Raw genomic sequence first — 23034 nt, forward strand, 5'->3', positions numbered from 1 at the left:
ATCCTTGGACGGACTTAAGCCGGACCCCAAAGGATCCGGCTTGTACCGCTATGTCCCGATTACTGGAGGAGGGACAGAACCTGCTGCGGACGGGCGTTAGCCTGTGCCAAAACAGAGATGCCAGCCTGCTGCAGTACCTGGGCCTTGGACAGCTTGGCAGTTTCAGAAGCGAAGTCAGCGTCCAGGATCCGGCTGTTGGCAGCGGATAGGTTTTCGGCAGTGGTGGACAGGTTCGAGATCGTGGACTCGAAGCGTGACTGAACAGCACCAAGCTCCGCTCTCAGACTGTTAATCGATTGCAGTGCTCCATCAACCACACTAATCGCGCTGTTTGAACCGTCTTGATCACCAATGTTGATTGAGGCGACCGAAGAAAGACTACTAGGCACACTGGCACCGGTAAGAACGGTATCAGTGCCATCGTCGCTAGAGGTCGTGAAAGCCTTATCGGAGGAAAATGAGACCTTACCACCTACGACCAGACTGTCAGTGCCAACTCCAGCACCGCCGTTATCACCCTCACTGATATTTACCCCTTCAAACGTTGCAACGTTAGCGCTTGTGTTCGCCGCTCCAATGGAGAGGTTTTCAAGTGCAATGTCATCACCAGCAGAATTCAAAAACTTTACTGACGCTTTATCAGCCGACAGCTCTGCTGTGATGCCGGTTGTTGCAGTCTGGGCATTAACTGCGTCGGCGATAGTAGACAGGTTACCGGTGTCAGCAACGTTGGCTGTGATTGAAGCCGTTCCTGAACCAGTTAGATCGAAGCTTACTTGTCCGGTCTCTGTCAAACCCGCCAGAGTAGCCTCTGTGCTCGCCGCAGCGGTAACACCAGTATTTTTCGTTTGCGCATTTACCAGTGCAGCGATTTCAGATGCAGAAGCATCCGCACCGACAGAGACTGATGCAGCACCAAGATCGCCAGAAATGGTCAGATTCTGCGCAACAACATTGTTGCCTCCCGTGGCATCGGTCGCGGCAGTTAGCGCTCCACCGACCGTACCTTGTGAATCTTGAGTCTGGCTACCAATGGAGCTAGCGGCAGCGCTACCGATGGAAACATCGATAGTTTGGTTCGCGTTTGCTCCCACCTGAAACTTTCCGGAGCTGAAAGAGCCATCAAGGATGTTACTGCCGTTGAACTGGGTGGTTGAGGAAATACGGTTAATTTCGCTAACCAGCTGATCCACTTCTTCCTGGAGGGAAACACGATCGCTTACGGAGTTAGTGTCATTCGCAGACTGAATAGCCAGTTCACGGATTCGTTGAAGCGAAGACGTAACCTCGCCAAGAGCACCTTCGGCTGTCTGAGCCAGAGAGATACCGTCGTTGGCGTTACGCTGAGCCTGATTCAAACCGCGAATCTGCGCTTCGAAACGAGTAGAAATTGACAGGCCAGCAGCATCATCCTTGGCGGAGTTGATACGCAGACCTGAAGACAGACGCTCCAGCGCTTGGTTGGACAGCTCCTGAGACTTGTTGAGCTGGTTCTGAGCAGACAGTGACGCGACGTTAGTGTTAATACCGAGAGCCATGATGCTTCTCCTTCGACCTATTTAGTCATCTTGTGGAAAAGGTTTGGCGCCCAGTTTGTTTTAAAGCGCCTCCCTGTTGCTTTCCTTAACGGCGCCCCTTGCAAACCCTTTAGAAAAAAATCCCCTGTTTTTGTAAAAGAATGTAATTAGCGGCAATTCCCTTCCTGTCTCCAGCGCCGGAATACCGGCAAAACCACACCCGCCGAGGATGCCACAATCCAATTAAATAGATATTTTTCAAACACGTAAGAACGCTTTCAAAAAGATGGCATACCCTTCGCATTACCGTATGGAAACGGCAATTTAATGAATAGTTCGCCGGCGCGAGGCTCAGGATTGTTCGAGCGCTAAGGTACCGGCATCTGTGAGCAGGGAGAATAGATATGCCCCAGATCATCAACACCAACACCGCTTCGCTCAATGCACAGCGTAACTTGAACGCATCCCAACGCGATGCCGATACGACGCTACAACGCCTGTCCTCTGGCCTTCGCATCAACTCCGCCAAGGATGACGCAGCTGGCCTCGCGATTTCTGAGCGCTTCACATCACAGATTAGAGGTCTAAACCAGGCGATTCGGAATGCCAACGATGGGATTTCTTTATCGCAGGTTGCTGAAGGCGCACTGGGCGAATCCGGCAACATCCTGCAGCGCATCCGGGAACTAGCCGTTCAGTCTGCCAACGCCACCAACTCCGCTGGCGACCGAAAGGCCCTGCAATCTGAAGTGAATCAGTTAAAGGAAGAGCTGGAGAGAATTGCCACCACCACTGAGTTCAACGGGCTGAAACTTCTTGATGGCACCTTCCAAGCTCAACAGTTCCAGGCCGGCGCCAATGAGAACCAGACCATTGCCGTATCGATCGAAGGTGCGCGCACCCAGGATCTGGCAAACAATACTTTCACCGCGGCTAACGCCACCCAGAATTCGGGAACCGGTTCCACCACTGACCCTGCGGATACAGTTGCAGCCGCGAACACGATTGGCGCCCAAACATTAACCGTCTCCAGTTCGCTAGATAGTCAGACGGTAAGTATCGGCGCCGGCGACACTGCCGAAGAAATTGCCGCCAACGTCAATAAATCCGCAGAAACCACAGGTGTCTCGGCAACGGCTCGAACCGAAGTCACCCTGAGCAACACAGCAACAACGGCCCTTACCGTGCCGCAGACGATAAGCATGGCGGTGGGTAACGGAAGCAGCTCAGCGACCATTTCGGCGCAAATTACCGACGCATCCGATTTGTCTCCGCTCGCCAGAGAAATCAATTCTGCCTCTGGCCGCACCGGCATCTCCGCCGAAGTGAATAACGACGGCAGCATTAAGCTGGTCCATCCCACAGGCAAGGACGTTGTTATTGAGGACTTTACCGCTGTTGACGGGCAACAGCTTGACGTCCAGGGCAGCGCCGACCCGGCACCTGAGGAACTTCAAAGCGGCCCAACCGCCGCTCTCGATAGTGTCAGGGTTGCCGGCGAGCTGACGTTCGACTCATCCGTTAGTTTTGCTGTTGAGTCTGACGCGGCCCCAGCCGCAGCTGGAGGAAGCGTCCTAAGCGTCGCTGCTAATACTTCAGCAGGTTCATCGCCTGAGGACGTCGCCGGTATCGACATCAGCACAGTGGATGGCGCCACTGACGCACTGGCGATTGTCGATGCAGCCCTTGAGACCATCAGCGGTATCCGCGCGGATCTCGGTGCCGCCCAAAACCGTCTGGAATCCACCATCGCCAACCTGAGCACCACCTCTGAGAACCTGACTGCTGCCCGGTCTCGCATTCGAGACGCCGACTTCGCCGCCGAATCCGCAGAGCTGGCTCGTACTCAGGTACTGCAGCAGGCCGGCCTATCGGTTCTGGCTCAGGCCAACGCTCGTCCGCAGCAGGTGCTTCAGCTACTTCAGGGTTAATGGTGTTCAATTAATAGGTTGAGGTGTCCCATGCAATCACAGCATCACGTTCAGAATTCTGGCTCCAATCAGGCGCAGGCGGCCCGCCTCCTACTGCAAGCCAACCTGGCTTACGGAGAATCCAACAGCAACGGGCTGAGCCATATTCAACGCCTGCGGGCCAGACAGGAATGCCGTGATTGCCTGGCAGATGCCTTCCAGCTGGAACCCGAAAACGCCGGTGCTCTTGGCCTTCTGGGACGCATTGAGTTTGATGAGGGGCGCCTCGCCGAAGCTCATCAACTGTTCAGCGCCAGCTTGCAGGCTCAGCCCGGGCAAGCCCAGCAGCACGCCAACCTGGGTTACTGGGCTCTGAAATCCGAACGCCCGGCTTTGGCCGAGCAGCATTTCCTGGAAGCCCTGGACTGCGACCGGCAATCCGCCGCCGCTTTCTGCGGGGTGGCGCATGCCAAGCGCTTGCAGGGCCAGTTTGATGTGGCTTACCTGCACTATCGCAAGCTATTGGAAACGGGCAAGGACTGGGATTCTGTCTACAGCGGTATGTTGAGCTGTGCCCAGCATCTTCAGGTGGACCGAGCCGACGGCGAGCTGGCGCGGGACGCCATTGCCTTGCTAAGCCGCGATGGACTTCCCCATCAGGAACTGGGTCGCTTTGTGGCTGCCATCGTGCACCAGCAGTACGATCTGGATAACCCCAATGCCGAAATCTTCCTCGATGCCGCCAGCGAAGATGAACTGTTGATTCTTGGCCTGCAGAAGACACTGATGCCGAACCCGGCTGTTGAGAATCTGGTGGTCATGCTGCGCCGCGCCATCATCGCGGAAGTGGCACAAACCGTGGAGCTGCGTGATGAATTGCAGCAGCTGGCCTTGGCCGTTGGCCAGTATGCCGACCGCACCGGTTACGCCCTGGCCGCCGACGATGACGAAGAACGCCTGATTGCCACCATCAACGAGAGCATTCAGGCCCAGCTTACGATGGGCGAGCCGCAAGACGGAATGATCGGCTCCCTGATCATCAGCGCTATGTACGGTGCCCTGTTTCACCAGCGTTTTGCTGTTCAGCTCGGGCAGTGGAGCCTGACCGATTGGCCACTGGCGCTGCAGCCGGTCATGGCCGCCAGCTATTACGATCGTGCCAATGAAGAAGCGATCAAACAAAACTTTGATGAAAAGTCCGCCGAACTCTGCATGGAGAAGGTGGACGTTCCTCAAGCCTGGCCGGCCTGGTCTCAACTTGCCTTCCGTGCCGAGAGCAGCCTGAAGAATGTCATGGCATCGGAGCTGGGCATTGCTACTGACAACCTGCCGGATATGCTTCGCATCCTGGTGTGTGGCGCCCAGTCCGGCCAGCGCGCCATGGAACTGGCACGCTACCTCAGTGATGTCGAGGTGATTGCGGTCGACGAGTCCCTGGCCAATGTCACCAAGGGCACTCGCATGGCCAGTGACATGGGCATTGAGAATATTGTGTTTTGGCCCTGGTCCATTGCCCAGCGCTTCATTGCCGATGGTCATCAGGTACATTGGATCGAGGTTGGGCGCCTGCCCTCACCCGCGATGACTGATGTATCTCTGGCATCACTGGTGAACGACGCCAGCTCGGCCGGTGCGGTAGTGCATATGCACACTGCCATTGGCGAGCAGACTTCCGGCGACCGGCACATCCGCAACCTGATTGCCGAGCACAAGCTGCCGGCTACCCGCACGGTGCTGCGTCAGTTGCGTCGCATGGTGCTCGCCAACCCTCTGGATGCAAACTGGAAGGAACTGACTCAGGAAGATGATTTCTTCAGCCTGGGCGGTTGTCGCGATCGCTGGTTCCGGCCCCAGGATGGCACTCAGCTGAAGCAGCTGATGGCCATGGTCAGCAATGAAGTGGACTGGAAACTGGTAAAAGCGCGGGATGCCGATGGTCACAGCCTGGCAACCCAACCGGTGCAGCGGCAGATTCAGGCCGAGGCTCTGGGTAGCGAAGTCCAGAGCCTGGTCGGCCAGGGGCTGAGCGTTTACTTCAGCAAGCGCCGCTAAGGCCGCCTCAACCAGTCGCTCACACGTACGGCATCAACGATTCGCCGTATAAATGCAGGTCCTCAAGCACGTGCCGTCGCTCCGGGGTAAGATCCGGATCGGCGGCCAGCCGTTGAAGCTCATGAGCAAAGGCTTCAAGCGACCGCCAGCCCTTCTTCGGATGCATCAGTCGCTGGGAACGGAACTCTTCCCAACGCTCCATTTCTTCCCCCAGCAAGGAACCCGGGTAATTCCGGGCCCGATAGCGAAACAGCAATTCCGTCAGCCGCTCATCAGCAAACTGCACGTCCTGCTCGCCCAGAGTTTCCACCGGTTGCTCCAGCACCCAGTTCAACTTCTCCCGATCGGCCTTGCCGATAAAGCCACCGGCGTAGAGTTGTTCATCCGGGTCGGTCAGATCGCTTTCGTGGGCCTGGTCGAACGCCTGCGCAATTCGCGCCGGCAAATCGGATGCCTGCTTCAGCAATGCAAGGTTGGCCCGCAGCGTATCACCGTCGAGTTCTAGCTCGCCCAAGCGTTCCTTGGTCAGGCTCTTGAGCATGGTGCCGGGCGCCAGTACCGGGCACTTGTTCAGCTGCACACCCTTGAGCGGGAACCGGCTAACGCCCTCGCCCAGTTCCGCCTGGGAAGTAAATACCCGCTCACGAATCTGCTCAGGCGTGGCGTTGATCAGCTCCGAGGGATCCTCACGGAGGTCATACACAATAACCAGGTTTTTGTTGGTCGGGTGCTCTGCCACCGGCGCCACCATTGCGCAACAACCTCGAGAGGCCGGGTACTTGGCGGAGATGTGAAACACCGGTTTCATGGTGCCGGTATCCAGCATCGCCCGCGCAGAATGCTTGTCCTTGTTCTTCAGAACAAAATCGAACAGTTTGGGCTGTTTCTCTTTAATCAGCTTGGCGACGGCGATGGTTGCCTCAACATCCGACATGGCGTCGTGCGCGCTTTCATGGGCAATGCCGTTGGCCACGGTCAGCTCTTCCAGCCGGAAGCTGGGGCTGCCATCTTCCTTTTTCGGCCAGTTGATGCCCTCGGGGCGCAGGGCGTAGGTCAGCCGAACCATGTCGATGATGTCCCACCGGGAATTGCCGTTCTGCCATTCGCGGGCGTAAGGGTCCCGGAGGTTCCGGTACAGGGTATGGCGGGTGACTTCATCATCAAAGCGCAGGCTGTTGTACCCCACCACGCAGGTGCCGGGCTGACTGAAAGCTTCATTGATCTGAGCGATGAATTCGGCCTCGGGGTAACCATCCTGCAGGGCTTTTTGTGGCGTGATTCCGGTAATCAGGCAGGCTTCCGGGGAAGGCAGGTAGTCGTCCGCTGGCTTGCAGTAAATGACCAACGGGTCCTCAATGATGTTGAGATTTTCATCCGTTCTGACGCCGGCAAACTGCGAGGGGCGGTCATGGACCGGGTCTACGCCAAAGGTTTCGTAGTCGTGCCAGTAGAACGAGCGAATCAAGGGAAAACTCCTGCCGGTGATGGGTCAATTGGGCAGGAGTTTAGCATTTAAAACAGCTGAGTCCCCATATCGGTCTGGTGAGTCTGCAGTCTGGACAAGCCTGAAGGGCCGGTCAGTTGGCTCATGTCGACTGTCATACTGGTGGGGAGATTAATGAAGACGCCTTTTCCGGCATTAATGACGTTGGCGCCGTCCGGGCTCTGCCATTTAACGCCCGCGTCGTCCCGCTGAAAACCGATAAAGAAGTCTTCGGTAAAGCCCGTGACTGTGCCATCAGCCCCGTCATCTTGCGCCGTGCCCACGAACAGGGACTGCACTTTGCTCAGCGATGCACACTCACTGCAGGTAGCCGGGTTTGCGCTATCGGCAATGCCAATCTGCGTCGCACGATAGTTGGTTGCCTGATTACTGGCGTCGAACAGAGCCGCGTCGTGAACAACACCCGCCGAGTCTCGCAATTTAAGGCCGATATTCCCGCTCAGACTGGTAGTCAATGAGGACACAGACCCTCGAGCCTGACCGAAACCCATTCGGAAGCCTGCCAAGCCGCTGGCGTCTTCTGCCAGCTCAATGAACGGCTTTGAGGCTTCAAATGGCACGGTCTCGCCTTGGGTGTAGCTCTGACCGTTGTACTGCACACCGTCCTGACGAGCAATATGGCCCAGCGCCAGATGGGTGGCGGCAAAGTCGGAACCGCCATCTATCTCCCCCACTTTGACATCGTCGATGTTTACCCGGGTTTCCACGTCTACGCCTAGCGTCATACGTGTGAAGTCATGAATGCCATCGGCAAGATTCTCGACCTGCATAAATGCCTGCCCGGTAACCTCGCCCATGGTTTGGTCAGAAATAGGTTTCAGCTCAGCCTGGGTAACCGGCACAACACCCAGACAAACTATGGCCAAAGCAGCGCATCGATAGGCATGATGCTTCATAACGTGTGCCTCTGATTAGTATTCAAGAGTCAGCTTCGACACCCGACTCAGCTGTTGCGCCGTAATTCGCTAGCGATGAGGCCCAACAGGCGGCTAATTTCGCGGTTTGCTTTCTTGTAGGCCGCAAATGCACTATAGCTGAGGCAAGTTCGCCAATTGAGTGAGCTTCATCACAATCGCTGGTGACCGACCGGCCTGGTAAGCATCAAGTATGACCGGCTTCACAAAACATTACGCGGCTGTAGCAAATGTGTACACAACGTAACGGCCTGATATACTCGATCAAATTTTCACTGGCGCTATGACAACATCCATGACCACCCGCATCCTCGTCTGCGACGATTCCGCGCTCGCCAGAAAACAGATGGCCCGCGCGCTCCCTGAAGGCCTCGGTGCCGACATCGTATTCGCCAGCAACGGGAAAGAAGCTCTGGAGCTTTTGCGCGGCCATCAGGCTGAGCTGATGTTTCTCGACCTCAACATGCCTGAAATGGACGGGTATGAGGTTCTGGAACACGTTCTCAAAGAAGACCTCCCGGTACTGACTATCGTGGTTTCCGGCGACATCCAGCCGGAAGCCCGGGAACGGGTGCGCAAGTTGGGTGCCATCGATTTCATCAAGAAGCCGACGGAATCCGCCCTGATTCTGAGCTTGCTCAAAGACTACGGCTTTTACAGCCCCAGTGAACTCGAAGACACCGCCCTCAACGACAGCGCTCTGAAATCGGACTCATCCAGTGCCACCGGCGGCGACATTTCGGTGTCGCTCAACGATTACCTGCAAGAAATTGCCAACGTCGCGATGGGCCGCTCCTCGGATCTGCTGGCTCGCCTGCTCAAAGTCTTCGTCAAGCAACCTATCCCCAAAGTGGCCTTTATCGCCAATTCTGAGCTGCACATGGCGATATCGGCGGCCCAACACAGCGATACCTATTCCGCCGTCTGCCAAGGCTTCACCGGTGCCGGCATTGCTGGCGAAGCACTGCTGCTGTTTGCCGATGCCAGCTTCAAGGAAATGGCCGAGATGCTTCATTACGAAGAGCTCGACGGCGAAGCGGTGAATGTCGAAGTATTGATGGACATGTCCAGTATCCTGTTTGGTGCCTTCCTTAAGGGCATTGGTGATCAACTAGACCTGAAACTCGGGCTGGGGCACCCAACGGTTCTGGGCCAACACCGGCAAATCACTGAACTCCTCGAACATCACAGCGCTCGTGACGAACGCCTACTGTGCATTGAAATCAGCTATGCCCTGGAGAATCGCGAGATACAGTGCGATGTGCTGGTACTGCTTACCGAGGATTCCATACCCTTCCTCGAACAACGCCTTGAATACCTGGTGGACTGATCAATGGCCTTTAATGAAGTAGAAGCCAACTCGTTTCACTGGCTGGTGGATATGCTCGAGTCCGTTGAAGTCGGGCTTGTGGTTCTGGACCTCGATTTCCGGGTGCAGGCCTGGAACGGGTTCATGGAGAATCACAGCGGCATCACCGCCAGCAAAATTCGCGACAAGGTCATCTTCGATGCCTTCCCGGACATCCCGAAGGCCTGGCTGGCGCGGAAAGTGGATGCCGTTGCGCTACTGAACACCCGGGCATTTACCTCCTGGGAACAGCGCCCCTACCTGTTCAAGTTCCGCAATACCCGCCCAATTACCGGCACCGAAGAGTTCATGTTCCAGAACCTCACCATCAGCCCCCTCTCCGGCACGACCGGACAGGTCGAGAAGGTCTGCCTGATGGTGTACGACGTCACCGACATCGCCAGTAGCAAGCGGGCCTTAGAGCGAGCCAACGAACAGCTGGCTAAACTCAGCATGACCGACCGCCTCACCGGCCTGCTTAACCGCGGTACCTGGGAAAACCTGGTAGATGCAGAGTACGAACGCTTTCGCCGCTATGGACAGGCTACCTCCCTGGTGATGTTCGACATTGATCACTTCAAAAAGGTGAACGACAGCTATGGCCACCTGGCGGGCGATGAGGTCATCAAACACACAGCAGCGGTCACCAAAGGCAACTTACGGCAATCGGACACCTCGGGCCGCTACGGCGGCGAAGAATTCGGCATAATCCTGCCAGAGACCGACGCCGAAGGTGCACGCATTATTTGTGAGAGGATTCGGGAAAGTATCGCTCAGAGTGTGGTTGAAACCAGCGTAGCGCCGATTCAATACACCATCAGCATGGGCATTGCTCAATTAACCGAAGCGCCTGAGAATTATATGCAATGGATGCAATTAGCCGATGAAGCGCTCTATGCAGCGAAGGAAGGCGGGAGAAATCGAGTGATGCTATCCGGTAAGTGAAGGGACATTGAAAGCGAAGAGACATAAAAAAGCCCGGCAATGACCGGGCTTTTTTATCAATCTGACAAACTAAACTTAGTTTTCCTGCCAGCCCTGAACCGCTTCTTTACCGTACTTTTTACGCCACTCATTAAGCGTCTTGTGGTTACCACCACGGGTCTTAACCACTTCACCAGTATGCGGGTTCTTATAAGTCTTCATGGGGCGCTTGGCACGACCACCGGCAGCCGCCTCACCCTTTGCACCGCCAACAGACGGATCAATGGCAGACAAGATCTGCAGGACATCTTTCGGTGACTTGTCATATTCCTTCATCAAGTCGCGAACCTTGTTTTCGAACTCCAGTTCACCTTTCAGAGCCTGATCTTCTTCAAGCTTTTCCAGCTCTGCGGCAAGCTTTTCCATAAGCTGCTTTTTCTGGTAGTAGTCGTTGATCTTTGCCATGGAAATAAAACCTTAATCAAAAAATGGTTTTAAAATACTTCGGAGTTGACTGTAAGTCGTAAAAGATAATAAGTAATTTAAAAGAATTTGGCAAAGTTTATTGTCGTATCTTAATTAAAAAGCCGACCTTATTGATCGGCTTTTTATCGAATATTCGAATCAACGAGCTAAATCTACAATCGCAAATCAGCTTCGCCGAGTGGTAATACACCCTTCAAATCAAACAACACTCCATCTTCCTTCAAATAAGAACGCAGCTCATCTGAGGGCTTCAGAGCGTATTCGCGATGTGGAACCGCCAATAACAGAGCGTCATAACCACCCTGCTTAGGTGATTCAATAAGTGATACAGCATACTCATGCTCAGCCTCTTCCGAATCAGCCCAGCAATCTGTGATGTCTACTGAACAACCGAACTCCTGTAGCTCTCTCACGACATCAATAACATGAGTATTGCGAAGATCTGGACAGTTTTCCTTAAATGCAAAGCCCATTATCAATACACGTGAAGTAGCCACCGTGTGATTGGTCTTAATCATAGCCTTCACCAACTCAGCCGCGACATAGGGGCCCATATTGTCGTTAACTCGACGGCCCGCAAGGATGATCTCCGGGTGATAGCCAATGGACTGAGCTTTGTAGGTGAGGTAATACGGATCTACACCAATACAATGACCGCCCACCAAGCCGGGCTTAAAAGGCAAAAAGTTCCATTTCGTTCCAGCTGCGGCCAAAACTTCATGAGTATCAATTTTCAATCGCGCAAAAATCATTGATAGCTCATTAATCAACGCAATATTTAAATCGCGCTGGGTGTTTTCGATGACCTTCGCTGCTTCAGCAACCTTTATAGAGCTGGCCTTGTGAGTACCCGCTACAATAATTTCGGAGTACAACTGATCAATCTCTTCAGCAATTTCGGGAGTAGACCCTGAGGTTACCTTTTTTATTGTTTTGACTCGATGCTCTTTATCGCCGGGATTTATACGCTCTGGACTATAACCCGCAAAAAAATCTTTGTTAAAAATAAGCCCCGAAACTCGCTCCAAGACCGGGACGCAAACTTCTTCAGTAGCGCCAGGAAACACGGTAGATTCGTAGATAACGATGTCGCCCTGCCTCAATACACGGCCAACCGTTTCGCTGGCTGATAGCAGAGGAGTTAGATCAGGAGCTTTCGAGTCGTTTATGGGCGTGGGCACAGTGACGATGTAAATCTGACAATCTTCGATTTCTTCCAGCGAGCTGGTAAAAGAGAGTCCCGGCGACGCTAGCAGCTCCTCCTGTGATACTTCTCGCGTAAAATCTATGCCATCTTTTAGCTGAGCAATGCGCTCAACATCTATATCAAAACCCTTGACGTCTCGTCGCTCGCCAAAAGCCGCTGCCAATGGCAAGCCGACATAGCCAAGCCCAATCACCGCAATCCTTTTCATTCGAATTCCTTTCGTTTCTAGAGGAGCTATCCTTAGCTCTCATTCTAACCGTAATTGCGAATCTTGCTATTCAAACAGGAAAACGGCGAATTTTATCCGATTCTGAAATAGCGCCATTTGGCCTCTGCGCATGATTCTGCCAAACCAGATCCGCAACCTTCTCGCTAGGTGTGAATCCAGTAGGAGCATCGGTGAGGATTTCAACGACTCTACTGCAATTGAACTCCTGACTAGCGTTAAGCAACTCTTGAAGCGCGACATCCAGATCCTCAGGTGACATCGAGACCTCCCGAGCCATCATAATCCTCGGGTGCGAGGTACCTTGGGGATTGTCGCCAATCAACAGCTCTTCATAGAGTTTTTCACCTGGCCGCAGGCCACTGAAAACGACTTCAATGTCCCCACTAGGCTCATCTTTGGTCTTTTCAGCCAAGCCCATCAGGTGAATCATCTTGCGGGCCAGGTCAGCAATTTTGACCGGCTCCCCCATATCCAATACGAAGACCTCTCCACCAACACCCATGCTGCCCGCCTGCAAAACCAGCTGACTCGCCTCCGGGATCGTCATGAAATATCGGATGATATCCGGATGGGTAACCGTAACCGGTCCACCATCACGAATCTGGTCTCGAAACAACGGCACAACTGAACCAGAGGAGCCAAGCACGTTGCCAAATCGAACCATCGAGAACACAGTTTTGTCCTGCCGATCCGCAAGGCCCTGAAGCACCAGCTCTGCCATTCGCTTGCTGGCCCCCATTACATTGGTTGGCCGCACCGCCTTGTCAGTAGAAATCAGAACAAAGCGCTCAACACCGGCCGCAATCGCCGCTTCCGCAGCATGAGCAGTGCCGAAGACATTGTTCTGAACCCCTTCAATCACATTGTGCTCTACTAACGGAACATGCTTATAGGCCGCTGCGTGATAGACCGTTTGAACACCAAAGGTCCGCATAATTACTTCACAGCGGCGCCGGTGCACAACGCTACCTAGCAACGGATGCAACTCCACACCTAAACCTTCAACCCGATTTATAGCCTGCAATTCACGTTCAATGGCATAAAGTGAAAATTCGGATTGTTCAAAAAGCACCAGGGTTTTCGGTTTGTGCCGGATGATTTGACGACACAGTTCGGAGCCAATAGAGCCCCCTGCCCCAGTCACCATCACAGATTTCTCAAACAGGCTTTTTGCAACGATTGCGGTATCCGGACGAACCGGATCTCTGCCTAGCAGATCTTCAATTTCGAGATCACGGATATCGTTGATTCGGGCCTGACCTGCGACCAACTCTGATACCGATGGCACTGTTTGTACGGGAATTGAAAGCGGTTCTAGTTGTTTAAGAAGCTTTTTTCGATCTACTTTAGAATCAGGATCCAAGGCTAGAAGGATGCGCTGAACACGGTACTTCGCCATGTTTTTGGCGATCAGATCAATTCTGACCACCGGTAAGCCGTCAATCATCGATTTATGATTTGCACGATCGAAGGTAACGAATACAACAGGTTTGTATTCGGGACCCTGGCGCAAGGCAGACGCAAGAGCCATACCTGTTTCGCCAGCGCCAATAATCGCTACCGCCTCTTTGTTACGCTGATGAGGGTGATTTACCAGCATGCGCACACCGAGGCGAGTGCCACTGACGAACACAAATGCCAAGGATCCGTATATGATCGGCACAGAGCGAGGGATAGGCACCTGGAGCAAATAACCGGAGATAATTAAAGCTAAGGCCGAAGCAAACACCCCGTAAATGATAGTGAGAAATGCCTTATCGCCTAGAAACCGAATAACCGCACGGTAAAGCCCTAACCGAATGAACACGCTAATCGTAAATACCACAGTAATGGCAGCTACGATGACATGGCCTCGGTCCGGTACCCACAACTGTTGCTCTAGTCGAAGCGCGAACGCGGCCCATATCGCAAAAAACAGAACAACCGAATCAGATGCCACGGAGATCAACCGTTTTTGCACCCTGGGTAAATTCAGAAAGGTGTTGATCATTGTGCGTCCTTCACCCTGTCCCCGGCTCCCTTGCCCCTAACAGTCAACAAAATATAGCGAAAATAAGCGATAGCGTTGAGCTCCGCCAGCATTTTGGCGTCGGTTTCGGCGAGCAATCGTGGTGTCGACATGTCAATCTCATTTACCTGCGCCAGCCCGGTTATTCCCGGCCGTGCCTTTAACACTCCCCTGCTTTCCCGCTCAGATATCAGTTCTTCCTGATTAAACAAGCACGGCCTTGGGCCCACCAAGCTCATCTCCCCTTTCAGCACGTTCCACAACTGGGGTAACTCGTCTAGCTTGGTACGCCGCAGGAAGCGACCAAAGCGGGTAATGGATGCCGTAGGCGCCAAATGGCTTGCGACGGAGGCGGTATCCACTTTCATGGTACGAAACTTCACCAATGTGAACGGCTGTTTGCCCCGACCTACCCGCTCCTGGCGAAATATCGGGGCGCCGGTATCAAACAGACCTAGTACATAAAGCATCACCAACACGGGAAAACCAAAGATCAGACCAATCAATGAAAAAACAACATCTAGAAAACGAATCACATTACCCATCCTGATTAATCTTGAAACAGCGTCTCAGCCCCTCATCCACCGATACTGGCGGTTCCCACCCCAGCAACTCACGGGTTTTGGATATATCCACCTGCAAAGACCCCAGTAACCTTTGCGCCATGGCTTTCTTACCCAAAACCATAGCACCGAACTGCAACAGTTCGGCAGGTACCGGCAACAGCCTAGCTGGTTGGCCCATGGCTTTGCCCACGCAACGCAATAGCTCCGACGTGGAAAGGTCCTCCCCATCACTGACCAGGAACACCTGATTTGCGGCGGCAGGATTATCAATGCAGTTGATAATAAGATCCATCAAATTATCCAAGGCGACCAGAGAGCGATTGTTGTGGATAGCGCCCAAGGGTAGCGGAATGCCTTTAACAATAAGCTTGGTCATGTTGGCGAAGTTTCCTTTCACACCCTGGCCGTAGACCAACGGCGGGCGAATGATCACCACTTCTAGACCTGTTTCTTCTGCAATATGCTGTAACCCCTCCTCTGCTTCTCTTTTCGAGATTCCATAAGGGTCTTCAGGGGCAGGAACATCATCAGCCGTGAAACACTGGCCTGACGTCGTATGCTCACCATTCACTTTTATTGAGCTGATAAAGACAAATCGCTCGACACCAGCCGCAGCGGCTTGGCGGGCGAGATTGAGGGTTCCCGCCACGTTCACGCTTCGAAACTCGGTAAGCGGATCAGCGGCCTCGTCATCCATAATGTGGGCGCGGGCGGCGGTGTGAACAATGGCATGCTGCCCCTTCAATGCTTCGGACCAATCCGTATCGCCATTTATCTCACCCACAGCGATACGCCGGGAGTCATCACCCTGCAACTTTTTCCGCACGGCACCTCGAACAGCTACGGACGGCTCAGCAGCCAACCTCGTCATCAGGTGGCCGCCGACAAAACCGGATGCGCCCGTGACCAGAACTCTCTCAGGCATCCTCCAATAACTCCTTATATATCGCCAAGTGCTGATTCACGATTCGATCTATAGAAAAGGCGCGCTCAGCCAATTCTCGGCCTGCCTTGCCCATGAGCATCCGCTCTTCCGGCGCCTCAATAAGAGCTTGTACGCGATCGGCCAATGCCACCGCATTTCTCACCGGCACCAGAACGCCAGTCACACCCGGCTCTATCGCATCTCGGCAACCGGGCACATCCGTTGTTACTACCGGCCGCCCGCAGGCTGCCGCCTCAACCAAGCCTTTTGGCAACCCTTCCCGATAGGACGGTAAGCACACAACACTGGCTGCAGCATACTGCCTTGCTATGTCAGAGCGATAGCCGGGCAACTCAACAACACCTTCGGCAGCCCACCTATCCAGCTCCACCTGCGCGACGCTGGTAGGGTTGCCTGGATCCGGTGCTCCAATGAGGCGCATCACCACCTCAACACCACGCGCCTTCAATAGCTGGGCGGCTTCAACAAACTCATAGACGCCCTTATCCCGTAACAATCGGGCGGCCATTACAACAACCGGTATACCTTTCGGCTCCGGCACAAACGAATAATTGGCGAGATTCACACCCGAACCACGAATCATTCGCACCTGTTCTTTTTTTAGCGCGCCAATCGCCAACAACCCATCGCGGTCATCCGGGTTCTGGAAAATAACAGCAAGACGCTTTTGGCTAAACGCCAACCGGTAAAGCCAAGACACTAGAACCCTTCGAATTCTTGCGGCCAGCGATTGCGCCACAAAAACGGTCCCCAAGCCAGAAACTGCAGCGACTACACCTGAACCTCCCGCGAGCCGCGCAGCTAAGCCGCCATAAAGCACCGGCTTTATGGTAATCAAATGCACCAGATCCGGCTTTAACCCTCGTAATAGCCGATACAAACTAAGAATGGAGCCAAACTCCGCAAGCGGATTTTGGCCACTTCTGGCAATGGCAACGGTGTGGTGCTCCAGACCCAAGCTTCGGATTTCGCGAGCGGCTACTCCTTCGGCCGTTGCAACATGCACTTCATATCCTGCATCACAGGCGGCAAGGGCGATCGGCAACCGGTGTGACAAAAAGAATTCGGGCGCATTAACAACAAAGAGAACTTTCTTAGCTTTCAATTTACTTCTAGCCATGCCTGAAACATCAAGACACTCCATAGATGGTACTGCCAGTTCTGCTTGCCACTAAGGTGCTCTAACCACATAGTCCGGATTGCCTCGGGGTGAAAGAAGCCTTCCGATCGGAGGCGGCTTGCATCCAGCAAAGCTTCTGCCCACTCCCGTAACGGCCCACGCAACCAGCTGTCCAGCGGAATCCCAAAGCCCATTTTAGGTCGCTCAATTAGCTCCTTAGGCACATGTTTATATAGCACCTGACGCAAAAGCCACTTGCCTTGCCCATCTCGGATTTTCAGGTCAAGCGGCATGCGCCACGCGAGTTCAACCACACGATGATCCAGCATAGGGACACGCGTTTCCAGACTAGTTGCCATGGCCGCACGGTCCACCTTGGTGAGGATGTCATCCGCCATATACGTTTTGGCGTCCATCGCCATCATCGCATGTTCTAGGCAGTCGGTTTCAGGCCAGGCAGAGGAAGTGGTTAGCTGCGTTTTGGGCTCCGATGCACCAATAACCACTTTGGCCGGATCTGTCCAGTGGCTGGTAAGCTGTCGATAAAAAGCATGCCCATCGGAGAGCGCCAGCACATCGGCCAATTTGCGGGCTTTTTCGCCAGGAATTGAAAGTTGCATACCCCTGGGCAACACCGGCCTTGCCCAGTCAAACAGTTTGTCCCATGTGGCGGGCGACACGCCGCGCAACAGCCCTGCAGTGGCCTGACGGGCGAATAGCGGCAATCGTTGCACGGGCCCCCACACCTTTTTCGCGGCCAAATAACGATTATAGCCGCCGAATAATTCATCGCCCCCATCACCGCTCAAGGCAACCGTAACGTGCTGTTTGGCCATTTGGCTAACAAGGAACGTCGGTATCTGCGAGCTGTCACTGAATGGTTCACAATACATACTTGGAAGTTTCGGGATGACAGCCTGGGCATCTTCCGGACGAACATACAGCTCAGTGTGATGCGTTCCCAAGTGTTTGGCCACGGCCTCTGCGTGGGCCGCTTCATTATACCCACCCTGATCGAAACCTATGGTAAAGGTACGAACCGGTTGCTTGCTCTGTGCCTGCATCAACGCAACGGTGGTACTGCTGTCCACGCCGCCACTTAAAAATGCCCCAAGCGGCACATCAGACAGCATCTGCTCACCGATACTGTCCGAAAGCCGAGATTCTACGAGGTCCACAGCCGCCTCTGGGCTACCGGTAAAAGGATTCGCCAGCCCCTTTTCCACAGCGTGATTCAGCTGCCAATACGCTTCAGGCTGTGCATTTTTCGAGCGCATCAGATCCCCCCGAAGCGGAACCCTCACGAAATACCCCGGCATCAGCTTTTCGATGCCCTTATATATGCTGTACGGCGCCGGGATATAACAATGTCGCAACAGCAACGCCAGGGCATTGCGGTCAATCTCTGAACTAAATGCTGGGTGAGCCTTCAGCGCTTTAAGCTCAGAGCCGAATAGCAATACATCGTCACACCAACCCCAATACAAGGGCTTCTCGCCCATCCGATCGCGAGCCAGCGTCAGTACCTGCTCCTTCTTATCCCACAAGGCGATAGCAAACATTCCGGCGGTGGCTTGTAACGTTCGCTCTATACCCCAGGCCGCGAAACAAGCCAGTAGAGTTTCTGTATCGGAGTGGCCACGCCAGGGAGTGCCTGAATGTTCCTCTTCTACCTGCGATCGGAGCTCTAAATGATTGTATATCTCTCCGTTAAACGCGATTACGTAGCGTCCGCAATTAGAGTGCATAGGCTGATCGCCTGCAGGAGACAAATCGAGGATAGCAAGGCGACGATGACCAAGCACCAATGGCTGATCCTGCTCCAACCAAATGCCTTCGCTGTCCGGGCCTCGATGGGTGATTAAGCTAGTCATGGAGTTTGCTATGACAGCCGCATCTGGAACGCCACCTGCGCTCTGACGCGTGAATCCTATCAGCCCGCACATAATCGACTTCCTCTATCGCCAGTACCAAACCAACAGGCCTCATAAGCTGAAACCATGTTATCAATCGAGTAACGTTCCTCTATTCGTTGGGAGCTTGTGCTCTTTCGGACTTGCCAAATTGCTGGATTTCGTTGCCACTCGTGCGCCGTAGTTATGATCAGTTCGGCTAGCGCGGTCGAGTCTTCGGCTGGGCAGATCGCGCGTTCGTCCCCTAAGATTTCGAGTGCATCGCCTACATTGGTAGAAACACAGGGCACCCCGCAGGCCATGGCCTCGGCAATGACATTCGGGAAGCCCTCCGAGCAGCTTGAAAGTACATGCAGATCCAATGCGTTCATAACTGCCGGAATGTCAGTGCGCTGGCCCAACAGCTGCACTCTATCCTGCAAGCCTAAATCATCAATCCGCTCTTTGAGGGTGGGGTTTTCCGCACCCAACCCTCTACCAACTAAAAGGCATTGAAAGTCAATCTCTCTTTCGGCCACCTTAACTAGAGCATCCAACAAATTAAAATGATCTTTGAGCGGATCGAACCGCCCGACCATGCCCATTACAAAAACTCCAGAACCTAACCCCAACTCTTTCCTGACCTTACTACCCATTGAAGGATCAGCCTTGAAACGCGACAAATCGTAGCCATTCGGAATCATAATGAGCTTGTTACTTTGGTAACCAAGCTCTGAATGAACAGACACTGCTTTATTGGCACAACAAATGATTTTTTCTGGTACCCATCTGGAAAGCAAAGCAGACAAATGGGCGATCCAGCGCGTTAAGCGCGAAGACTTTCCTTGCTCGAGGCTTGACATACGAACCCCCCAAAACACACGCCGCACACCAGCCAGTCTTGCCGCAATTCCGCCAAATAAATCGGCATGGTACATCCAGGTCTGTACAGCATCAGGCTGCTCCGCACGAATCAACCTGACTAACCGAAACAGCCGGGCAATGCTGGGCATCCCGGGATTCATTGAGAGACAGTGCACCGCCACACCAGAGCGTTCCAGCAAAGGTCCATACTTGCCCTCGTCCATCAACGAAATAACAACATGCCTCGCTTTTTTGCTATGCAGGCACAATCGCGTCAGTACACCCTCTGCACCTCCATCGCTCAGGCCGGTGATGATATGTACAACTTTCTTAGTCATGCTGATGCTCCAGCCATGCCTGAAACATCAAAACACTCCAAAGTTTTAATGCGTTATCGCGACGACCATTCCGATGTTCGTTCCATAGCTTGCGGATAGGAGCGGCACGGAAATAGCCCTCTCTTTTTAGTCGAACTTCATCCAGAAGTGCCTCAGCCCAATCACTTAGTGGGCCCCGTAACCATTCCGCCAACGGGATGGAGAAGCCCTTCTTCGGACGCTCAATCATCTCACGTGGCACGTGGCGGTATAGCACCTCTCGTAACGCCCACTTTCCAGTTCCATTACGTATTTTCTGATGGATAGGTAACTGCCAGGCAAACTCAACTACCCGGTGATCGAGCAGAGGAACACGGGATTCAAGGCTGCTCGCCATCGCAGCACGGTCAACTTTTGTGAGAATGTCATCGCTCATGTACTGTTTGGAGTCTATAGCCATCATCCAGTGTTCGAAGCAATCAGTTTTCGGCCAAAGAGAGGGGCTATTCATCGCCGTCGGAACAACCCCCGCCCCGATTACTGCATGCTCCGGCTCTTGCCAATGACTCATTAGCGCTTCGTAAAAGGCCTCCCGATCCGCGCTTGGCAGTACCCGAAGTAGCTTGTATAGCTTATCCGGTACGGGCGCATCCTCCAGCACGGCAACAGCCAATTTGCGTAGCTTCAGGGGCAGACGCCGTACCAATCGCCAAACTTTCGGTGCGAACTGGTAAGGGTTGTAACCTCCAAACAACTCATCACCGCCATCACCGCTCAACGCCACTGTCACCTGCTGCTTGGCCATTTTACTGACCAAAAAGGTCGGAATCTGGGAACTGTCTGCGAAGGGTTCACAATATATACCCGGCAAATCAGGGATCACCGAAAGCGCGTCTTGGGTGCCAACGTAGAGTTCTGTATGGTTGGTACCAAGATGCTCAGCTACTTCTTTTGCGTATTGCGCCTCATTGTAACCTGGCTCGTTAAACCCTATGGCGAAGGTACGTACCGGCTGACTGCTTTGTTGCTGCATCAGCGCAACGACAGTGCTGCTATCGACACCGCCGCTTAAAAACGCTCCCAGAGGAACATCCGCCAGCATCTGCCCCTTTACACTCTGAGTGATACGTTGCTCCAGCGCAGACACCGCTTCACCATCCGACCCCACGAACGGGTTCGCCAAACCGGATTCAATAACATCATTCAGAGCCCAGTACGCCTTTGGGATAGCTTCGCCAGCATCATCTCCCTGACGTATCTGAACCATATGACCTGGAGGCAGTTTATGGATGCCCTGATAAATACTGTAGGGCGCCGGAATCGAGTTATATCTCAAAAGCAATGCTAGAGAATCCCTGTTAACCTCCGCATTAAACGCTGGATGGGCTTTCAAAGCCTTAACTTCCGAACCGAACAACAGGGTTTGATTGCACCAACCCCAATACAGCGGCTTCTCGCCCAAACGATCTCGCGCGAGGGTCAGCAGCTGCTCCTGCTCATCCCACAGAGCAAGTGAAAACATTCCCACCGTCGCTTGAAGCGTTTTCTCTAGCCCCCATGCCGAAAAACATGCAAGCAGGGTTTCGGTATCGGAATGGCCTCGCCATTCAGGGGCCACTCCCCCAACTTCCAACTGACGGCGCAACGCCATATGATTGTATATCTCACCGTTAAAGGCAGTCACATACCTGTCACAGGCAGAGTGCATCGGCTGGTGGCCTGCAGGAGATAAATCAACGATCGATAGTCGGGTATGTGCTAGTCCGATTCCAGCTGGCGCGTCATGCCAGGTGCCTGCAGCGTCTGGGCCACGATGGGTGATAGTGTTCGCCATCTTGCCTAGCACTCGATCGAAATCATGATGTAACTCGGAAACGGCCCAAAAACCTCCAAAACCACACATTTATGAAGCCACCTTGGCTGATGGCACTTCTACCGCGGACCTTCTCGTTCTTATGTTATCCTGCTTCATCCGTTTTTTATCCAATAACCCTAAAACTAAAACTAAAACATATAATCGCGCAGAATAACCAGTAAAGAGCAACGGTTCTTTTGCTTCCGCGATCAATAATAGTGCGCCAATAGTTGTGAAAAGAAACGGTTTATAAAAAAACACCCCTCTGAACATTAGGAAAAATAGAAAATAAAACATAGCGCCAAATAGATAACCGACTGATAAAAACATACGACTGTAACCAGAGTCAGTCCAGGGTTCGAACTCACTACCTCCGTAAAAACCATACCCAATTAGTACTTCTGGGAAGGTTTTGGGCATAATCGAAAGAAACTCAATAACAATTCCCACAGTTCCCTCGCCCTCAATCCCATCGGTACCGGACAAAAGAAAACCCAATGAATAATGATAAAAACTAGCGCCATACTGATTTATCAGAACTTGCTTAAGCTCATCAAAATAAAAGAACAAAAATAGAGAAATAACAAAAAAAGAAAAAGCAGTCTTAAAAAGGTACCGTTTGAGATTGAAAGAAACGTAGAAAATTATTACCAGAGGCAACAAGATCAGACCAGTTCTTCCAATAAAAAAAACAGAAAAAATAAGAATAAAAACATACGCAATCAGACTAAATACACCAAGATATTTTTCAGAGTAGAGGTGAAGACAAAGAACAATTGAGACCGGGATCAGAAGTGAAAGCGAAGCACCTCCTCCCGATGCAATTCCACGGTATCGAAACCCCTCAGTCCAGTCTACGTTTCCGCTAGGTAACAAAAAAGTCTCTACGGCCTGACGAAAAACAGGAAAGAAAACTTCAAGTATCACCACCAAACTATTTAAAACGGAAATCAATAGCGCGCAATGTAAAAAATCATTGAAACGAAAACCATCCTTTAAAAACAAAAAAAACAAAGCATGAGAAATTAAAACATACATCGCCAAAGATGCAGCAACCTTGAAGTGCAAAAACTGACCAATACCGTGAATATACGAAGAAAAAACCCCTATCATGCTAATAAGGATCAGCGCAAAACAAATTAAAACTAAATCCACGCTTGGTCGGCTATATTTAGAAAAAAAGCAAACAAATATAACAGGCAGCACAGCCAACCCGAGTGGACCATAAATGGTATAAGGATTAAGGATGAAAAGAAGAAGCAAAGAGCTTAGTGTGAGCTTTCTTACCCGGAATGATTTATTTTTCATATTATAAATTTAAAAATTAATTTCACAAAAAGTCACCGGCAATATTTAAAAAATTACTTTGAAAATT

General features: G+C 52.7%; 17 protein-coding genes. 4 read left to right on the forward strand and 13 right to left on the reverse strand.

What is annotated here, in order from left to right; translation table 11 throughout:
- Positions 1 to 59 precede the first annotated feature (59 nt).
- On the reverse strand, positions 60 to 1538 hold the full coding sequence (locus QUE89_RS11725) for a flagellin N-terminal helical domain-containing protein (protein WP_286220261.1): 1479 nt from the start codon (positions 1536 to 1538) through the stop codon (positions 60 to 62).
- A gap of 383 nt (positions 1539 to 1921) precedes the next feature.
- On the opposite strand from QUE89_RS11725, the gene QUE89_RS11730 reads away from it, so the two are divergent.
- Positions 1922 to 3448: a flagellin N-terminal helical domain-containing protein gene (locus QUE89_RS11730; protein WP_286220262.1), complete on the forward strand. Its 1527-nt coding sequence runs from the start codon at positions 1922 to 1924 to the stop codon at positions 3446 to 3448.
- A 30-nt stretch (positions 3449 to 3478) separates the two neighbouring features.
- Positions 3479 to 5479: a tetratricopeptide repeat protein gene (locus QUE89_RS11735; protein WP_286220264.1), complete on the forward strand. Its 2001-nt coding sequence runs from the start codon at positions 3479 to 3481 to the stop codon at positions 5477 to 5479.
- Between the two features lie 19 nt (positions 5480 to 5498).
- Here the strand turns inward: QUE89_RS11735 and sbcB are convergent, their stop codons facing one another.
- Both sbcB and QUE89_RS11745 read right to left on the reverse strand, forming a co-directional pair.
- Complete coding sequence (sbcB, locus tag QUE89_RS11740) at positions 5499 to 6944, reverse strand: exodeoxyribonuclease I (RefSeq protein WP_286220265.1); 1446 nt, start codon at positions 6942 to 6944, stop codon at positions 5499 to 5501.
- Positions 6945 to 6991: 47 nt separating this feature from the next.
- The gene (locus tag QUE89_RS11745) at positions 6992 to 7879 is read right to left on the reverse strand and encodes a hypothetical protein (protein ID WP_286220266.1); all 888 of its coding nucleotides are present in this window, start codon (positions 7877 to 7879) and stop codon (positions 6992 to 6994) included.
- A gap of 313 nt (positions 7880 to 8192) precedes the next feature.
- On the opposite strand from QUE89_RS11745, the gene QUE89_RS11750 reads away from it, so the two are divergent.
- Positions 8193 to 9227, forward strand: coding sequence for a response regulator (locus QUE89_RS11750; RefSeq protein ID WP_286220267.1), 1035 nt, complete (start codon positions 8193 to 8195; stop codon positions 9225 to 9227).
- Positions 9228 to 9230: 3 nt separating this feature from the next.
- Entirely contained in the window at positions 9231 to 10190 is a 960-nt protein-coding gene (locus QUE89_RS11755) for a GGDEF domain-containing protein (RefSeq protein WP_286220268.1), read from the forward strand.
- Between the two features lie 75 nt (positions 10191 to 10265).
- Here the strand turns inward: QUE89_RS11755 and QUE89_RS11760 are convergent, their stop codons facing one another.
- The 10 genes from QUE89_RS11760 to QUE89_RS11805 form a co-directional block, all read right to left on the reverse strand.
- Entirely contained in the window at positions 10266 to 10634 is a 369-nt protein-coding gene (locus QUE89_RS11760) for a histone-like nucleoid-structuring protein, MvaT/MvaU family (protein ID WP_041341212.1), read from the reverse strand.
- Positions 10635 to 10807: 173 nt separating this feature from the next.
- Positions 10808 to 12070: a Vi polysaccharide biosynthesis UDP-N-acetylglucosamine C-6 dehydrogenase TviB gene (tviB, locus tag QUE89_RS11765; protein WP_286220269.1), complete on the reverse strand. Its 1263-nt coding sequence runs from the start codon at positions 12068 to 12070 to the stop codon at positions 10808 to 10810.
- Between the two features lie 70 nt (positions 12071 to 12140).
- Positions 12141 to 14081: a polysaccharide biosynthesis protein gene (locus tag QUE89_RS11770; protein ID WP_286220270.1), complete on the reverse strand. Its 1941-nt coding sequence runs from the start codon at positions 14079 to 14081 to the stop codon at positions 12141 to 12143.
- Entirely contained in the window at positions 14078 to 14635 is a 558-nt protein-coding gene (locus QUE89_RS11775; protein ID WP_286222877.1) for a sugar transferase, read from the reverse strand. Before QUE89_RS11775 ends, QUE89_RS11770 begins: the two co-directional genes overlap by 4 nt.
- A 1-nt stretch (position 14636) precedes the next feature.
- The gene (locus QUE89_RS11780; RefSeq protein ID WP_286220271.1) at positions 14637 to 15590 is read right to left on the reverse strand and encodes a UDP-glucose 4-epimerase family protein; all 954 of its coding nucleotides are present in this window, start codon (positions 15588 to 15590) and stop codon (positions 14637 to 14639) included.
- Positions 15583 to 16731, reverse strand: coding sequence for a glycosyltransferase family 4 protein (locus QUE89_RS11785; RefSeq protein ID WP_286220272.1), 1149 nt, complete (start codon positions 16729 to 16731; stop codon positions 15583 to 15585). The genes QUE89_RS11780 and QUE89_RS11785 overlap by 8 nt, the downstream gene beginning before the upstream one ends.
- The gene (gene asnB / locus QUE89_RS11790) at positions 16713 to 18677 is read right to left on the reverse strand and encodes an asparagine synthase (glutamine-hydrolyzing) (protein ID WP_286220273.1); all 1965 of its coding nucleotides are present in this window, start codon (positions 18675 to 18677) and stop codon (positions 16713 to 16715) included. The genes QUE89_RS11785 and asnB (QUE89_RS11790) overlap by 19 nt, the downstream gene beginning before the upstream one ends.
- Complete coding sequence (locus tag QUE89_RS11795) at positions 18665 to 19825, reverse strand: glycosyltransferase family 4 protein (RefSeq protein WP_286220274.1); 1161 nt, start codon at positions 19823 to 19825, stop codon at positions 18665 to 18667. Before QUE89_RS11795 ends, asnB (QUE89_RS11790) begins: the two co-directional genes overlap by 13 nt.
- On the reverse strand, positions 19818 to 21707 hold the full coding sequence (asnB, locus tag QUE89_RS11800) for an asparagine synthase (glutamine-hydrolyzing) (protein ID WP_286220275.1): 1890 nt from the start codon (positions 21705 to 21707) through the stop codon (positions 19818 to 19820). Before asnB (QUE89_RS11800) ends, QUE89_RS11795 begins: the two co-directional genes overlap by 8 nt.
- Positions 21708 to 22967, reverse strand: coding sequence for a hypothetical protein (locus QUE89_RS11805; protein ID WP_286220276.1), 1260 nt, complete (start codon positions 22965 to 22967; stop codon positions 21708 to 21710).
- Positions 22968 to 23034: the final 67 nt, after the last annotated feature.

This window comes from Marinobacter sp. LA51 (genome assembly GCF_030297175.1).
GTDB lineage: Bacteria > Pseudomonadota > Gammaproteobacteria > Pseudomonadales > Oleiphilaceae > Marinobacter > Marinobacter apostichopi.

Excerpts from the sequence above, each read along its gene's own strand:
- QUE89_RS11725 (WP_286220261.1), bottom strand. The coding sequence starts at position 1,538 with ATGGCTCTCGGTATTAACACTAACGTCGCGTCACTGTCTGCTCAGAAC.
- QUE89_RS11730 (WP_286220262.1), top strand. The coding sequence starts at position 1,922 with ATGCCCCAGATCATCAACACCAACACCGCTTCGCTCAATGCACAGCGT.
- QUE89_RS11735 (WP_286220264.1), top strand. The coding sequence starts at position 3,479 with ATGCAATCACAGCATCACGTTCAGAATTCTGGCTCCAATCAGGCGCAG.
- QUE89_RS11745 (WP_286220266.1), bottom strand. The coding sequence starts at position 7,879 with ATGAAGCATCATGCCTATCGATGCGCTGCTTTGGCCATAGTTTGTCTG.
- QUE89_RS11750 (WP_286220267.1), top strand. The coding sequence starts at position 8,193 with ATGACCACCCGCATCCTCGTCTGCGACGATTCCGCGCTCGCCAGAAAA.
- QUE89_RS11755 (WP_286220268.1), top strand. The coding sequence starts at position 9,231 with ATGGCCTTTAATGAAGTAGAAGCCAACTCGTTTCACTGGCTGGTGGAT.
- QUE89_RS11760 (WP_041341212.1), bottom strand. The coding sequence starts at position 10,634 with ATGGCAAAGATCAACGACTACTACCAGAAAAAGCAGCTTATGGAAAAG.
- tviB (WP_286220269.1), bottom strand. The coding sequence starts at position 12,070 with ATGAAAAGGATTGCGGTGATTGGGCTTGGCTATGTCGGCTTGCCATTG.
- QUE89_RS11770 (WP_286220270.1), bottom strand. The coding sequence starts at position 14,081 with ATGATCAACACCTTTCTGAATTTACCCAGGGTGCAAAAACGGTTGATC.
- QUE89_RS11780 (WP_286220271.1), bottom strand. The coding sequence starts at position 15,590 with ATGCCTGAGAGAGTTCTGGTCACGGGCGCATCCGGTTTTGTCGGCGGC.
- QUE89_RS11785 (WP_286220272.1), bottom strand. The coding sequence starts at position 16,731 with ATGGCTAGAAGTAAATTGAAAGCTAAGAAAGTTCTCTTTGTTGTTAAT.
- asnB (WP_286220273.1), bottom strand. The coding sequence starts at position 18,677 with ATGTGCGGGCTGATAGGATTCACGCGTCAGAGCGCAGGTGGCGTTCCA.
- QUE89_RS11795 (WP_286220274.1), bottom strand. The coding sequence starts at position 19,825 with ATGACTAAGAAAGTTGTACATATCATCACCGGCCTGAGCGATGGAGGT.
- asnB (WP_286220275.1), bottom strand. The coding sequence starts at position 21,707 with ATGTGTGGTTTTGGAGGTTTTTGGGCCGTTTCCGAGTTACATCATGAT.
- QUE89_RS11805 (WP_286220276.1), bottom strand. The coding sequence starts at position 22,967 with ATGAAAAATAAATCATTCCGGGTAAGAAAGCTCACACTAAGCTCTTTG.